The following is a 15,512-nucleotide window of genomic DNA, read 5'->3' as shown; positions in this document are numbered from 1 at the left end:
AACGGAGATTTAACCATGAACACACAATTGGAACTTCAGAACTTTATCCAACAAAAAGTCGCGGAATACCTGAAAAAACCAGCGGGCGAAATCGAAATGGCCACGCCTTTGTCGGAGTACGGCATTGATTCTGTTTCCGCAGTCAGCCTCTGCGCCGATCTGGAAGATCTAATCGGCATTGATGTAGAGCCAACGCTGGCGTGGGATTACCCAACCATCGAAAAGATGGCGGAATTTCTGACGGAAGAACAACAAAGTCAGGTGGCTTAGCCACCGCTGCCGAGCCGCGGGCTGACATATCAACCCCTGGCATCGGTGATTCAGCAAACTGGATGAGTGAATAAGAGAAGGGGGAAATCATGACATCCCTTGTTATTTCCGGTGTGGCCTGCCGCTTTCCCGGTGCAGACGACAAAAACGGATACTGGGCGCGAATCTGCGCCGCCGAAAATGCAGTAAGCGCATTGCCTTCAAACCGCTGGCGGGCGCAGGAGTGGTTCGCAAACGCTGGCGATGCCACCTTCTTCCAAAAGGTTCCGGGCGGGTACATCAAGGAACTTGAAGGGTTTGACTACCAGCACTTTTCATTGAACCACCGCGAAGCTTCGTTGATGGATCCCCAACAACGCTGGCTGCTGCAAACGGCCTGGCAAGCGCTTGAAGATGCAGGCTACTCTCCGGCTGCGCTGCGCGGGAAAAAGGTGGGGGTATTTGTCGGGGCAATGACCAATGACTGGGCGACGCTCCAGTTCAGGGACGCAGATGCGTTGCTGCCGGCACACGTTACCGGCAATGGTCATGCCTTGTTGTCAAACCGGATTTCATACCTGTTTGATTTCAAAGGCCCAAGCATGACATTTGATACGGCCTGCTCCTCTTCGGCGGTGGCATTTGTCCAGGCAGCGAAAGCCATGGAAGCAGGAGAGTGTGAACTGGCGATTGTTGCCGGTGTCAACGCGATCCTCACACCGGTACTCCAGCGTTTTTACCAAAAGGCCGGGCTGCTGTCCCAAAGCCAGCGCTGTAATGCATTCTCCGACCATGCCGACGGCATTATCCGATCGGAAGGTGTGGGGGCGGTGATCCTCGAAAACAAACAGACCGCGAAGCATCAATACTGTGGCTTTGTCGCCGGACACATTAACCATGATGGGCAAAGCAACGGACTGACCGCACCCAATGGCCCGTCACAGGAAGCCCTGATTGCGGCCTGTTATCGCAAAGCGGGGCTGGATGCTGCGGATATCGATTTTATCGAATGCCATGGTACCGGCACTGCGCTGGGCGACCGGATAGAAATTGGTGCGCTTAACCGCATTTTCCGCGGCACGCGAAACCAGCCTTGCCAGATTGACTCGGTGAAATCCCTTATCGGGCATTGCGAATCGGCGGCTGCAATGGCGTCAATCATCAAAGTCGCGCTGATGCTGAAAAAACGCGAAATCCCACAAAACCCGTTTGCCGAAACGCCTAATGGCATGCTGCAAAAAGGGAACCTGTCCCTGAGCGCGACGCACCAAAATTGGCTACCTGACGATAAAAAGCACTTTGCGGTCAGCTCATTTGGCCTGGGTGGTACCAATGCCCATTTGGTGTTTGTGTCGCCGGAACATGACGATGAAACCGTGTCGCCTGCAATGACATTTATCCCTGTTTCTGCCGCGGATGACGCCGGGTTTGAACGCCAGAAATCCGCGCTTATCAACACAATTTCGCAGGGGGCGGACGCAACGGCGTTGGCGAATGGTCATCAGGCGATGCGACAGAAGGGCGAGGTGCGCGACTTCTGCTTCGGTGCCAGTGCCAAAGAGCTAGAAGAATCTGCACTGCTGCTGGGCGAACCGCCTTACACCGGTGGCATCAAACGTGGCTGCGGCGCCGTGGTGTATTTGTTCACCGGTCAGGGGTGCCAGTATCCGGGCATGTTGAAAGGCCTGCTCAACACCTTCCCCCAATTTCGTGACTATTTCACCCAATGTGATGCGGTATTCCAGCGCCTGACTGGTGAGTCTCTGATGCCGGTAGTCAACGCGGATGCCACCGCCCAAACCTTTCTTGGGCAGGGCAAATTTGCCCAGCCGGTTCTGTTTGCCGCGGAGTGGGCACTGGCGCGCTGGTGGATGGATGTCGGCATCAAGCCGGATGCCGTCATCGGCCACAGTATCGGCGAGTTTGCAGCAGCAACCATTGCCGGCGTGATGACAATGGAAGAAGCCATGTCGCTGGTGGCAGCGAGAGGCGAGGCGATAGATGCGGTTTCCGGCTGCGGCACCATGGCTGCGGTAATGGCTGAAAAAACCGTCGTAGAGCAGCTTCAGACAGAGATTGAAGGGCTGAGTATCGCGGTGTGGAACAGCAACCAGCAGTTTGTGATTGCGGGCAGTGCTGACGCCATCGAAAAAGCGCGCATCTGGGGAATGAGCCGACATGTCAGGGTTAAACCACTGACCGTGACCCATGCGTTCCACAGCCCGCAGATGATCCCGGCTGCCGCCGATATTGAAACCGTGGCGAAAACCGTCAACTACTGTGCGCCAACCCTGCCTTGGTATTCGACCTTGTCAGGCAAGCTTCAACCTAACCGGAGAATTGACGCGGACTATTGGGTTGAGCATTTAATCAAAGCGGTGCAGTTCAAACCCGCCCTGGATGCGCTGGTGGACGACTTGTCTTCTGACGCCGGGTTGGTCGGCGTGGAAATGGGCCCTGCGCCTGTGCTTTCCATGCTGGCGTTGAAACAGGGCTACGCCGACGCCGAATTTTTCTCAACCTCCATGGAAGACAGCCAGGACACCAACACCTTCTGCGAAAGCCTAAGGGCGCTGTTCCGTCGAGGCTATGACATCAACTGGTCTGCCCTGAATGCAGGCGGGTCGGAATTTGACTTGGCCCCTTACGCTTTCAACCTGACGGACTTCTCGCGTTTCCCATTTGCAGAGGAAGTTCCTGTTTCAGTGACCAAGCAACCTACAGCCAACCCGGAACCTGTTGATGAAGCTCTGTCTTCCCAAACCGTGGCAGAAACCGTGGTGGAGGTGTTGAGCCTTGTCACCGGACATCCCGTGGAAGCAATTACGCAGGGCAAGAAGCTCAGCAGCGAGCTGGGGCTGGATTCAGTCAATCTCATCGAACTGGTCGACAAGCTAAGGGCAAGGCTGGGAGAAGCCGCGATACCGCAAATGTCGCAGCTGTTTGATGTAGAGACAGTCAGTGATTTAACCGTCGCGCTTGAGCGCGCGGCAGTGAACCAGGAATAGGAAGGAACCATGACAATTTACATCAACCAATGCCAACACTATCTGCCCAACGGCGCGGTGGATAACACGCTGCTGGCACAGCGTTTTGGCCTAAATGCCGACTGGATAAGCCTGTTTCTGGGCAACACCAGCCGTTATTTCGCCACCGATTTGGTGAGCGGGGAAGTAAAAAAATCCCTGTGTGATATCGCCACGGAAGCCGCTCAGGAAGTGATGCAAAAGGAGCTGCTCACCTCGGAAGATTTGGACTTTATCGTGCTTTCCACGGCAACACCGGATCAACTGATGCCTGCGACGGTCAATTTGGTCGCCGAACGTCTGGGGGCGAAAAACGTGCCCACCTTTCAGCTGCAATCCGGATGCACCGGCGCCATGCAGGCGATTTCCCTGGCGCGTTCATTGCTGCTCAGCGGTGAATACAAACGCGGGCTGGTGATTGGCGCCGATGTCTGTTCCAAGTTTATTGACCCGACCAAAGATTACGCCCAAAGCGATGCCAACGAGCAGATCAACTTTGCCCTGTTTGGCGACGGCGCCGGGGCGCTGATTATGTCGACGCAACCGACCGGCCTTGGCTGGGAAATCACCCAGTTCAGCTGCCGCTTCACCGGATTGGAACTTCCTCCCGGACAAATCGTTAACTGGCGTGGATTGCGCGAGACAGACGACGTGATGCTGATGGAAGACTACAAGGCGATTGAGGCACATGTGCCCAAACTGGCTGCAGAGATGCTGGACAACCTCTGGACAGCAGCGGCCAGTGAAGGGAATGAAATCGACTGGTATCTGCCCCCGCAACTATCCGGCCGTATGACGCACCACATCGTCAATGAACTTGGGTTGTCACGCGATAAAGTCATTAACTGCGTGCATGAAACCGGTAACAACGGCAATGCACTTCCTTTCGTCCAGCTCAGTTACCTGAGGGATCGCATGGAAGACAAGCAGTCCGCCATGCTGATCGCCATTGAATCTTCCAAGTGGATCCAGGCAGGCATGCTTATCCGCAAGGAGGCAGTATGACCACGCAAGCCACACCGGAGCGCTACGCCCTGACACTGGATGGCGTTGCCATTGAAAACCGCGATGCGCTGATGCAGACCCTGCGCCGCACACGTGCTGCCCAGGCAAGGGTGAGTGCCGGGCGCAAATGCCGGAAAACACCGCCACACTGGCTTGCAGAGCAGGGCTTCAAACCGGTCAGTTTTGCCGTAACAGGCTCTTTCAGCACCGCCATGGTCGGGGAATTGCTCACCGCCGGGTGTCTGGAAAAAGGGCTGGCACCGACACTGACATTGTCTGACTACAACCAGTTTGTTCAGGATGTGCTCGACCCGGACAGCGACTTCCTGCGCGCCGATGCCGACTACTCACTCTGTTTGTTGGATGAGCACATCGTGACGGACAGGCTGCCCATGCCCTGGGGGCTGGATGACATTGAAAAAGCACTGGATGAAGTGCTGACCCTGTGCCGCCAAGCGTCCCAACAACTGCTTACCCTGACCAAAGGCTGCGCCGTGTTCAATACTCTGCCGCTTCCTGTGGTGTTGCAGCGCCAGATCCTTGGGGCACGCGAGCGCAACCAGCTTAGCCGACTGTGGCAGGGGTTTAACCTGTCGCTGCTGTCACTTTCCGATGACAGCCACCGCGTGGTGGTGCTGGACACCCAGTGCCTGATGACCGGTGCGGGAAACTGGCGCGATGACCGCATGGCGTTTTACGCAAAAATCCCCTTTAGCGATGGCCTGATGGACGCAATGATGCGCGAGGTCTCTGCGCTGGCTGCATCCGTTGCCGGTAAAGGCAAAAAGGCGCTGGTGCTGGATTTGGACAACACACTTTGGCGCGGGATCCTGGGGGATGACGGCATTGATGGGATTGGTCTTGAAGGCTGTCCAACCGGTGAGGCGCACCTCCAACTGCAAAAACTCATCAAGCAGTTCGCGTCCCAGGGCGTCTTGCTCAATATCAGCAGTAAGAATGACGCTGACAACGTCGAGAAAGCGCTGAAAACCCGTCACGACATGGCGTTGAAACCGGGGGATTTTCTGCATATCCATGCGAACTGGGCGCCGAAAAGCCAGTCTGTCCAGGGTATTGCCGAGGCGCTCAATATTGGTGTCGACAGCTTGGTCTTTGTAGACGACAGCAGCTTTGAATGTGAAGAGGTGCAGCAGGCGCATCCTTCTATCGCCACGCTGCAGGTTTCCGGTGAACCTGCGGGCTTTGCAGACCGCCTTGCCGACCTGAACGATTTTCTGGTGATGACTGTCAGCACCGAAGACAGGGGACGGGTAGAGAAATACCGTCAGGAAGCCGACCGGCAGGCATTGAAAGCATCAAGTGCCGACCTTGGCAGCTTTCTGCAAAGCCTGAATATCGAGCTTCGCGTACTGGCGGCAAACGCGGCCGATGTTCCCCGCGTGGCGAACCTCAGCCAGCGCACCAACCAATTCAATATGACAACCCAGCGCCTGAGCGAAGAGGCGGTGAGCCGCTACCGTGCGCAAACAGACAAAGCGGTTTTTGCGCTGCGAAGCCAGGATCGCTTTGGCGATTACGGCCTGATAGGTGCCGCGTTCCTGACCATGACCGAGGAATCCCTGCACATCGACAACATGTTGCTCAGCTGCCGGGTTTTCTCCCGCGGTATCGAGCAAGCCGCTATCAGCCTCATTCTGCGCTGGGCGGCTGAAACCGGAAAACAGACCGTCACCGCTGAATTTATCCCAACCCAGAAAAACCAGCGTATGGCCAGCTTCTTCCCTTCAATGGGGTTTGAAGAAATCACGCCGGACGTGCTGCCACCGGGTACGGCTGCAGTGGGCGACCCACAAAGCCGGCTTTACTGTCACTCCCTTTCTGAGATAGCGCCACTGCCGACGCATCTCCACACCATCTACGAGGAAAGCTGCAATGGATAAACAGGATTTTGTTTCGCTGGTACAGGACTTTATGGATATGAACCTGACTGAATCAGCCCTCAGTACGCCGCTGGTTGAACTGGATGGCTGGGATTCGCTCCACGCGGTGCGTCTGCTCAGCGAACTGGAAGCCAAAACCGGCCGCACGGTTTCAATCCCTGCGTTTTTACAGGCTAACACCCTGAACGACATCCACCAACTGGCGTCGTGAGGAGGCAAGGATGAACAGCGCAGCGTTTCCGAATTCCCGGCGACATACGCTCTATTTTCTCGACCAGTCGAGCCAGTACCGTCCGGTATTCCTCTCTACAGAAGTGGATGCCACTGCAATGCAGGCACTGAGAGAGAAAGCAAAGGCCAAGCCGGATGCAGAGGTGCCCGGTGTGGTCGCCATGGTGATGTTTGCCACCGGCAGGGCGCTGTCTGCTCACCCCATGGCAAACGGGGTTGTAACCGGGAAGTGGCGTCCCAAGTTTCACCGCTTTCCCGCTGTGCACGGCAAGTTTTCGCTGGATAAAGAGATTGACGGCGTGCGGTGTGTGGGAGCGGGCATGGTCAGCCATGCAGACACCAAATCGCTGGCACAGATCCAGGCCGAGGTAGACTTGCTCAAGCGCACGCCCCTTGCGCATTGGCCGGAGTTTCCGCAGTTGAAAAAGCTCCAGTCCTTGCCGGTGCCGGTTGGACGCTGGTTGTTTGGCAAGTTGATGAACAACCCCGCAACCAAACACAAACTGCAGGGTTCATTTGCGGTGACCTCGCTGGGGCACCGTCCGGTCGGGCACTTTATTCCCCAGATCGGGGCATCTGTCACCCTGGGGGTGGGACAAATCCAGAGTAAGGCCGTGGTAGAAAACGGCGCCATTGTCTGCCGTGACATGTTACCGCTGACACTGGCTTTTGATCATCGCGTGATTGACGGCGCCGAAGCCGCTGATCTGCTGCAAGACCTCAAGCAGGGACTTGAGTCCCTCAAAGGATAACTTTTAAGGAGAAAGACCATGGAACAGACACAAGTATGCATCGTAGGTGGTGGCCCGGCAGGTTTGGTGCTGGCTGTACAACTGGCGGAAAAAGGTGTGAATGTCACTGTGTTGGAAGCGGCAAAGACCTACGAGCGTTCATTTCGCGGTGAGTCAATTCAGCCAGATACCGTCGGCATTTTCCACGAACTGGGCATTTCCGGCGCCATTGAGGCACACGGTTGTATGGTGACCAAAGAGCTGGAAGTGTGGGAGGGCGACACCCGCCGCCTGAGCCTTGATTACCAGAAAATGCCCTACCAGCATAAGTTTGTTATCGATGTGCCCCAGCCTGTGTTTCTCAATGCGCTGGCAGAAAAACTGCAGAACTATCCCAATGCAACCCTGATCCGCGGCGCGGCGTTTGATGATGTGATTGAACAGGAAGACCGTGTGGTGGGCGTGACTTACCGCGAAGGTGGGGAAACCAAATCCCTGTTCGCCAGTGCGGTGATCGCCGCTGACGGCCGCTACTCCAAAGTGCGTGATAAAGCCGCGGTGCCCTACAACAAAACGCCACAGGATCGGGATGTCATCTGGTGCAAAATCCCAATCCCGGAAGGTTGGGACAAACACAAATACTACATCCTGCTCAATGGTGCCCAGCACGTGATCCTGTTGCCATCTTTCCCGAACGAGTACCGAACTGGCGTGAATATTCCTAAAGGTGGCTTTGCTGCGCTGAAGAAACAGGGCATTGAGTCATTTTATGAGCTGGTGGATGAGGTTAACCCAGAGCTGGGTGCCCACATGCGTGAGCACATTGATGGCTGGAAAGACTTGCACCTGCTCGATATCTTCACTTCCAAAGCGCCGCTGTGGGGCAAAGATGGTCTGGTGATGATTGGTGATTCTGCCCACACGCTGACGCCGCTGCTGGGGCAGGGTGTCAACATCGCCATTCAGGATGCTATGACGTTGGCACCCATGCTGGCCGAGAAGGTACTAAGCAGCCAGCCGGTGGACACCGCGTTTATTCGCCAGTTCCAGGCCGAGCGCCAGCCACAGGTGGATTTCGTGACCAAGATGCAGCAGCGTCAGGAAAAGCTGCTCTGTACCGATTCCAAGGGACTGCTGCGCGCGCGCCGTGCTTACTACTTCATCCTGAACCGCCTGCGCTTTATGCAGCACCATATTCTCAACCAGATTTCCTATAAACGTCAGCGCATGCTGGCAGCGGGGAAAGCGGTATGAACAGACAGCACGATGTGGCTGAATTGAAGGCGTTCGCGCGCCTTCATGGCCGCGCACAGAATCTGGATGAAAGGCTGCTCGATTTTGCCCTCTACAACATCGACAACGACCGTTGTGGCGATAAACAAAGCTGGGCGAAGGTGTTGGTGACCCTGGCTGAACGCGCGGTCATTGACGGCGACCTGCCTACTGCCGTTCAGCTGTTCAATCTTGCCCGCTTTCCCTACGCCGGTGATCCGGTGCGCCTGCAGGCACTGAAACGCTGTCAGCACATTTACCGTGAATGGCTGACACAGGACGTGCCGGATGCAGAATACTGGCGGTTTTCCTCCCCGGGGTTTGGCTGCTATGCCACAGGGCTGGACAGCAACAAGCCAGTGGTGATTGTGCTGGGTGGCATTGTGTCGATTAAAGAGCAGTGGCACCGTTTGTTGCGGATGGCTAAAAAGCTGGGTTATTGCGTTGTCGTCACCGAGCTTCCTGGTGTGGGCGAAAACGGTCTGCCTTACGATGCCTCTGACAGCCAACTGTTCCGCCGGATAGTCCGCCGCCTGAATGGACGCGCCAACACGGATTGCGTGAAAGTGATTGGGTTCAGTTTTGGCGGTCACCTTGCCATGAATGCCGCACTGACAATGCCCGCCATTAAAAGCATCACTACGGTGGGCGCGCCGGTGTCGGGCTTTTTCTCACAGGCAGCAGACACACTGCCAGTACCGGACATTACCTACGACACCCTGGCACACATCCTTGGCTGCGAGCGTGATGAAGTAAAACCAAGGCTCTCGGGCTGGGGACTCACACCTGCCGCGCTTGGACAGCTTCCGGCCAAAGTGAATTATCTCGCCAGCAGCCGTGATGAAATTATCCCCCTCAGCGATATGGAGGCGATACGCGCAAACGTGCCGCGAAACCAAATCCTGAAAGTGGACGATATTCACGGTGCGCCGAACCATTTGCCACTCACCGCCGCCTGGATTGCGTCTGATCTGGTCAAAGGCTCGAAACTTTCCTGGCTCAGCGGCCTGACCGATACCCTGGTTCGTCGCAAAGGGCGCAAAGCCGGTGCGGAATGGGCGCATCGGAATACGGTAATTCAAGCGGGTTGAGAGGAGGGCTGAGAATGGCAGCGAGAACACGCGCAGGTTCGTGGTTGGGAAGGGCATTACACCCGGAAAAAGTAAATGTAGTTTGTTTTCCTTTTGCGGGGGGAAGTGGCGCAAGTTATGCCTCGCTGGAGTCATTGCTTGGCGAACCCTATCACGTGGTGCCGGTGGAGTTTCCGGGGCGGGACGGAAGGCGCGGCGAGCCGTTTATTACCTGCTTTACCAAAGCGTCACAGTCCATTCTGGATGAAACCTGCGACGCATTGGCGGGCTTTCGTGTCGTCATTTACGGTCACAGCATGGGGGCGTGGTTTGCCTGGTCTTTGGCAAAAGCGTTGGCTGAACGAGGTGAACCGGCAGAACTGCTAGTGGTCGCCGCCCAGCGAGCGCCTTCGCTGGCCTATCCGTTTATCCCGAATGAGCAGATGGACGATGAGACCATGCTGGAGTACCTGCACGGGTTTGAGAGCTTTGCCGGAATGAAGGTGTCCATGAACATTCTCACCCAATGGATCCTCCCGGTGATCCGCGCGGACTTATCCCTTTGTGAAAGTCATAACGTTTGTCACCGCCGTTATCGTTATCCGGCGTTGGTGCTTGGCGCGACTCAGGACACCTTTGTCACGTCAGCGGCGTTGCAAAGCTGGGAGCAGCATTTCGAGCCACCGACGGCGGTTCGCACACTGGATACCGGACACTTTTTTATTCGCACAGACCCGGAATGGGTCGCTGATAACCTGCGTTCGGTGCACAAAGAGGTGGAGCAAAGAAGATGGAAAATAGCCGGCTGATGACAGCCAATACGCGCGGCACATCGTCGTTTATCCAGTTGTCGCTGCACAATGGTGCCATCCACGGTCTGCCAGTGACCTTAGTGTTAGGGCGCTTTACCCGGGCGAAGTTCGAACACCGCGACTTCGCACACTATTTTGCCGATCTGGATGAGGCCGAAAACTGGTGCCCTAAACGGCGTCAGGATTATCTGGCGGGGCGTCTGTGCGCTGCCGCTGCTTCACAAGGAACCGTTGCCTTGTCGCATCTCGCGCCCCAGGGAATTGGCCGCAACGCGGATGGCAGGCCAGCGTGGCACCGCGATATCACAGGGTCAATCAGCCACAGCGGTGAGCTGGCATTGGCAGTGGTTGCCGGCGCGGGAGAGGGGGTTTGTCTCGGTACTGACGTGGAGTTCAAGGTGGGGCAAAAACAGGCGCAGGGTCTTGGCCGATTTGTCTTGTCAGAAACAGAAAAAGAGGTGGTGCGTGCAAGCGGCCTGAACTTCTCACTGGCGGTCACTTTGGTCTTTTCGGCCAAAGAAACCCTGTTCAAAGCGTTCAGTGAACCGGGGGAGAGGCTCAGTTTCACCCGAGCCAGGTTGGTGGGGATAGATATTGGCCAGCAAGCCTTGCAGTTTGTGGCTGACGGCGAGAACGGAAACCCAGTTCGCCATACTGTGCTGTTTGCGCTGATCCTTGATGCCAAAAAATCCAGTGATTCGCCATTGCGGCAACTGGCTGTGGCTACTTTATATCTCGCTACGAATAAGTAAAATTTGCCCTCTGACAAAGGCGTGAAGAATGGGTGTGAATCCGTCTTCGCGCCTTTGTTTTTCTACCATTCCCGCCAGCAAATACCCCACACCCTGTCAGATGGGACAGTACCGCCAAAACCGGCCGGACGTTAGGCTTTTCCTACACCTGATAAAGAAGGATCTACCCATGAAACCGTCCGATTCCGGGGCGAAGGTGGTTTGGCCAGCGGCACGTCCCTGGCTGACACTCGCGCTCATCATTCCACTACTCCTGCTGGCGTTTGCCGGTCTTCAATCGTTGGAAATCCGCTCCAACTACCGCGTCTATTTCGACAAAGACAACGTCCAGCTGAACCAGTTTGACCAGATGGAGAAAACATTCAGCCGCAATGACAACGTGGCGTTTGTCCTTACGCCGAAAAACGGTGATATCTACAGCCCGGAAACCCTGGATGCGGTGCGTTGGTTGACCGAGCAGGCGTGGCAAACTCCGTTTTCCACCCGCGTTGATTCGCTGACCAATTTCCAGTATTCGGAAGCCGATGGCGACGACCTGTATGTGGGGGATTTGTTGCCCGGTAAGGTGAGCATTTCGCCGGATATGGCGGATAAAGTGCGCCGCGTTGCCATGACGGAGCCGACGCTGCTGGGGCGGGTAGTCGCCCGCGATGGCGGTTTGACTATGGTAAATGTCACGGTTCAGACGCCCCAGAGCGATGCGGATAAACATGTCCGCGCCGTCACTGACTACGCCCTGTCACTGAAAGAGAAGTTTGACCAAGCTTATCCGGACATCGACACACGGATTGCCGGTATGCTGGCGGTGAACCGGGCATTCGGAGATGAAACGGCAAAAGATGGCTCAACCCTTATCCCTCTGATGTTACTTATCATTATGGTGGTGAGCGCGTTACTTTTCCGTTCGGTGGGCGCCTTTGTCGGCACGTTTGTCGTGGTGATTTTCAGTATTGTCGGCGCGCTGGGTTTTGCCGGTTGGGTGGGCATTCCCATTACCAGTGCCACCATTAATGCGCCGGTGATGATCCTGACGCTGGCCGTGGCTGATTGTATCCATATCGTCGGGGTATTCAGGGCGGGACTGCAAAAAGGCCTGGGCAGGACGCAGGCGGCATCGCAAAGTTTCTACACCAATTTACGTCCGGTTGTACTGACATCAGTGACCACGGCGATAGGCTTTCTGACCCTGAACGGGTCCAATGCGCCGCCAATCCGGGATTTGGGCAATCTGGTTGCTTTCGGTGTCATGTTGGCGATGTTGCTGGCACTGACCGTGATGCCAGCCATGCTGCGTTTGATCCCCGCCAAAGTGAAACCCAAAAGCAAACCGGCCGCCTGGCTGGAGCAAATGGCTGAACGCATTATTGCCAACCGCCGCGTGTTGCTGCCGGTGACATTGCTTGTCAGTGCCGGACTGGTTGCTCTCGCGCCGATGAACGAACTGGATGACAGACCAATTCAGTATTTCTCCAAAGACACCACTATCCGGCAAACCGCTGACTATGTTGAACAGAACCATTCAGGGATGACCTATGTCGAAGTTGCCCTTGATACCGGTGAAGACGGCGGGATCAGCAACCCGGCATTTCTGGCAACGCTGGGGACATTCACAGACTGGCTCCGTGATCAGCCGGAAGTTGACCACGTTGTCTCGCTGTCCGATGTCTTCAAGCGCCTGAACAAAAACATGAACGGCGACGATCCGGCGTTTTACACCTTGCCTCAGGACAGGGAGCTGGCATCGCAATACCTGCTGTTGTACGAAATGTCCCTGCCTTATGGGCTGGATCTGAACAACATCATCAATGTCTCCAAATCCTCCACACGCCTGTTACTGACGCTGAAAAATATCCCATCGTCGGAAATTGTTGGTCTGGAAGAGCGGATCCACAATCAGGTTGCTTTCCTCAACGACCAAATCAAAGTGCAAAGCGCCGGGCCTTACCTGATCTTTGCCCATATCAGCGAAACCAATATGGACTCTATGGTCAAAGCCTCCATTCTGGCGTTTGTGCTGATTTCGCTGGTCATTGGCATCAGCCTCCGATCCTGGCGTCTGGCGCTGGTAAGCCTGGTGCCGAATGTTCTGCCGGTGCTTGCGGGCTTTGGTATGTGGACACTGATTGATGGCACCATCAACATGGGAATGTCGATTGTCTGCGCGGCTACTTTGGGCATTGTGGTGGACGATACGGTTCACTTTCTGACGCACTATCACGACAGGCGCAAGCAGGGCGCAGCCACAGAAACTGCCATCGTCCATGCCTTCACAACGGCCGGTAAAGCCATGCTCACGAGCACCGTGGTGCTGGCGCTGGGCTTCGCTGTCCTGACCCTTTCAAATTACAAACTCAATATCGACCTTGGCTATATCACGGTGTTTATCGTGACCATCGCACTGATCCTGGATGCGATATTGCTGCCGACCCTGCTGATGATCTTCGATCGCCACCCTAAACCTGTTAAGGAGAGACTCCATGAAACTGCACAAAGCAATGTTTAAACCGAGCCATGCAGCGCTGATGATTGCGGTGCTGCTGCCTGCGACAGCCATGGCGGCGTTAACCGCAGACGAAGTGGCGCAAACGCGCAAGGACAAAGATTCAGGTTGGGGAAGTACGCTTTCGATGATGGAAATGACGCTCCGCAACGCCCAGGGCGATGAAAGTACCCGCAAGCTGGAGGTGAAAACCCTGGAGCGCAAGGGAGAGGGCGACCAGAGCATTACCGTGTTTGAAGAACCCTTTGATATTCGCGGCACCAGTTTGCTGGTGCATAGCAAAATTGAGGACTCCGATGACCAGTGGCTTTACCTTCCGGCTTTGAAGCGGGTGAAACGAATCTCATCGGCCAACAAGTCAGGGCCTTTTGTGGGCAGTGAGTTTGCTTATGAAGACCTCAGTTCGTTTGAAGTGGCCAAATATGATTACAAACTGCTGCCGGATGCGCCTTGCGGCGAGCTGACTTGCTATGTGCTTGAAGCAACACCCCGCTATGAATTCACCGGTTACACCAAGTTGGTTAACTGGATTGATAAAGAGGCGTTCCGCTTACAGAAGGTGGAGTTTTATGACCGCCGTAACGCACTGCTGAAAACCCTGACGCTGGATGATTACCGCCTGTACGAAGACAAATTCTGGCGTGCCCATGTGATGGATATGGTCAACGAACAGACAGGGAAAAGCACAGTGTTAACGGTCGAGGATATCGATTTCTCACCTTCATTCCGCGCAGGGGAATTTCGCCAAGCGCAGTTCTCAAGGAGTGTGAAGCGGTGAAAGGGTCGTTAACTTTACTCTTTTCTCTGCTGACAGCGCCGCTTTGCGGCGCTGTTGAGCAAGAATATGAACTGTTGCTCCAGTACCGGGGATTTACCCATAGCGGCCAGTTTGAAGGGCAGGATCAGAACCAGTTTCTGGCGGGCTTTGATGCCAAATGGATTGTGCCCCTAACGGATAACCAGGAGCTGGTGATCAATCCGGTCGGGCGGGTAGACAGCATGGACGACAACCGGAGCCAACTGGATTTTTCGGCGCTTTACTGGATCTATTTTGCCGAAAACTGGCAGCTGAAAGCGGGTATCGATACGGTTTTTTGGGGCGTTGCAGAGTCCAACCATTTGGTGAATATCATTAACCAAATTGATACCACCTACGATTTTGATATGGAAACCCGCTTTGGTCAGCCCATGGTGTCTGCCAGTTATCTGTTTGATGCGTCGAGCCTGACTGTCATGTATCTGCCATTCTTCCGTCCCAGAAACTATCCAAGCCCAGATGGGCGGATCCGCACCAGCCTGCCGGTGGTAGACGATGAAATCTACCTCGCCGGTGCATCGGAAACCTCCAACGACATTGCAGTGCGCTGGAGCACCATTATCGACAATCTGGATTTGAACCTGTTCGGTTTTCATGGCATCAACCGTGCGCCGTCTCTGGTGCCAAATGCTGATTTTACCGCGTTAGTCCCCCAATACTCCAAAGCCAACCAGTTTGGTTTTGATGCGCAACTGACCCTTGAGAACACCTTGCTTAAAGCCGAGTACCTGTATACCAATGGACTGAGCCAGGACTTTTCCGCAGCGGTGGCCGGGTTGGAATATACCTTGGTTTCCGGCTTTGACAGCCCTGAAGTCAGCGCGGTACTCGAATACAACTGGGATGAACGGGGAAAAGATGCGGACACTGCCCTAAACCGGGATCTGTTTTTGGCAACCCGTGTCGGATTCAACAATGCCAGTTCGTCGGAATTGTTGGCGGGCGTATATCTTGATACTTCCAACAGCGGCCAAATCTGGCGCGCTGAGTATAGCCAACGTGTCGGTGAGCAAAGCACGCTGGAAGTGGTGGGGTGGATATTCAATCCGGATAGCGCGGATATCCAGCTACAGGATTTGGCTCGGGAAGACGGGTTAAGCCTGACCTTTCACTATTACTTCTGACTGGCTTGTTCTGGCATCCATT

General features: G+C 55.3%; 13 protein-coding genes. All 13 read left to right on the top strand.

All coding sequences use genetic code 11. The annotated features are described in order from the left end of the window. Window positions 1–15: 15 nt before the first annotated feature. The 13 genes from KU854_RS10805 to KU854_RS10745 all read left to right on the top strand — a co-directional run bounded on the left by KU854_RS10805 (window position 16) and on the right by KU854_RS10745 (window position 15,490). Window positions 16–270 carry an acyl carrier protein gene (locus KU854_RS10805; protein ID WP_218358572.1) on the top strand — a complete coding sequence of 85 codons (255 nt, stop codon included), beginning with the start codon at window positions 16–18 and terminating at the stop codon, window positions 268–270. An 89-nt stretch (window positions 271–359) separates the two neighbouring features. After that, window positions 360–3,257, top strand: coding sequence for a type I polyketide synthase (locus KU854_RS10800; protein WP_218358571.1), 2,898 nt, complete (start codon window positions 360–362; stop codon window positions 3,255–3,257). Between the two features lie 9 nt (window positions 3,258–3,266). Then, window positions 3,267–4,280 carry a 3-oxoacyl-[acyl-carrier-protein] synthase III C-terminal domain-containing protein gene (locus KU854_RS10795; RefSeq protein ID WP_218358570.1) on the top strand — a complete coding sequence of 338 codons (1,014 nt, stop codon included), beginning with the start codon at window positions 3,267–3,269 and terminating at the stop codon, window positions 4,278–4,280. Further along, window positions 4,277–6,181 (top strand): HAD-IIIC family phosphatase, encoded by a 1,905-nt coding sequence (locus KU854_RS10790; RefSeq protein ID WP_218358569.1) that lies wholly within the window; start codon window positions 4,277–4,279, stop codon window positions 6,179–6,181. The genes KU854_RS10795 and KU854_RS10790 overlap by 4 nt, the downstream gene beginning before the upstream one ends. Next, window positions 6,174–6,392: an acyl carrier protein gene (locus KU854_RS10785; protein WP_218358568.1), complete on the top strand. Its 219-nt coding sequence runs from the start codon at window positions 6,174–6,176 to the stop codon at window positions 6,390–6,392. The genes KU854_RS10790 and KU854_RS10785 overlap by 8 nt, the downstream gene beginning before the upstream one ends. A 10-nt stretch (window positions 6,393–6,402) precedes the next feature. After that, window positions 6,403–7,164 carry a 2-oxo acid dehydrogenase subunit E2 gene (locus KU854_RS10780; RefSeq protein ID WP_218358567.1) on the top strand — a complete coding sequence of 254 codons (762 nt, stop codon included), beginning with the start codon at window positions 6,403–6,405 and terminating at the stop codon, window positions 7,162–7,164. An 18-nt stretch (window positions 7,165–7,182) separates the two neighbouring features. Further along, a complete protein-coding gene (locus tag KU854_RS10775) occupies window positions 7,183–8,397 on the top strand; it encodes an FAD-dependent monooxygenase (RefSeq protein WP_218358566.1) in 1,215 nt (404 codons plus the stop codon). Beyond that, window positions 8,394–9,506 carry an alpha/beta fold hydrolase gene (locus KU854_RS10770; RefSeq protein ID WP_218358565.1) on the top strand — a complete coding sequence of 371 codons (1,113 nt, stop codon included), beginning with the start codon at window positions 8,394–8,396 and terminating at the stop codon, window positions 9,504–9,506. Before KU854_RS10775 ends, KU854_RS10770 begins: the two co-directional genes overlap by 4 nt. 14 nt (window positions 9,507–9,520) lie before the next feature. Continuing rightward, window positions 9,521–10,294, top strand: a complete 774-nt coding sequence (locus KU854_RS10765) for a thioesterase II family protein (protein WP_218358564.1) — start codon at window positions 9,521–9,523, stop codon at window positions 10,292–10,294. Next, a complete protein-coding gene (locus tag KU854_RS10760) occupies window positions 10,276–11,049 on the top strand; it encodes a 4'-phosphopantetheinyl transferase family protein (RefSeq protein WP_218358563.1) in 774 nt (257 codons plus the stop codon). Before KU854_RS10765 ends, KU854_RS10760 begins: the two co-directional genes overlap by 19 nt. A 169-nt stretch (window positions 11,050–11,218) precedes the next feature. Then, complete coding sequence (locus KU854_RS10755; protein ID WP_218358562.1) at window positions 11,219–13,552, top strand: efflux RND transporter permease subunit; 2,334 nt, start codon at window positions 11,219–11,221, stop codon at window positions 13,550–13,552. Then, window positions 13,527–14,327: an outer membrane lipoprotein-sorting protein gene (locus KU854_RS10750; protein WP_218358561.1), complete on the top strand. Its 801-nt coding sequence runs from the start codon at window positions 13,527–13,529 to the stop codon at window positions 14,325–14,327. Before KU854_RS10755 ends, KU854_RS10750 begins: the two co-directional genes overlap by 26 nt. Then, the gene (locus KU854_RS10745; protein WP_218358560.1) at window positions 14,324–15,490 is read left to right on the top strand and encodes a hypothetical protein; all 1,167 of its coding nucleotides are present in this window, start codon (window positions 14,324–14,326) and stop codon (window positions 15,488–15,490) included. The genes KU854_RS10750 and KU854_RS10745 overlap by 4 nt, the downstream gene beginning before the upstream one ends. The last annotated feature ends 22 nt before the right edge of the window (window positions 15,491–15,512 follow it).

This window comes from Enterovibrio paralichthyis (assembly GCF_019209835.1).
In the GTDB taxonomy this organism is placed as follows: domain Bacteria; phylum Pseudomonadota; class Gammaproteobacteria; order Enterobacterales; family Vibrionaceae; genus Enterovibrio; species Enterovibrio paralichthyis.
Note: the sequence above shows the minus strand (reverse complement) of the source record. Positions and strands in the feature narration are given on the sequence as shown.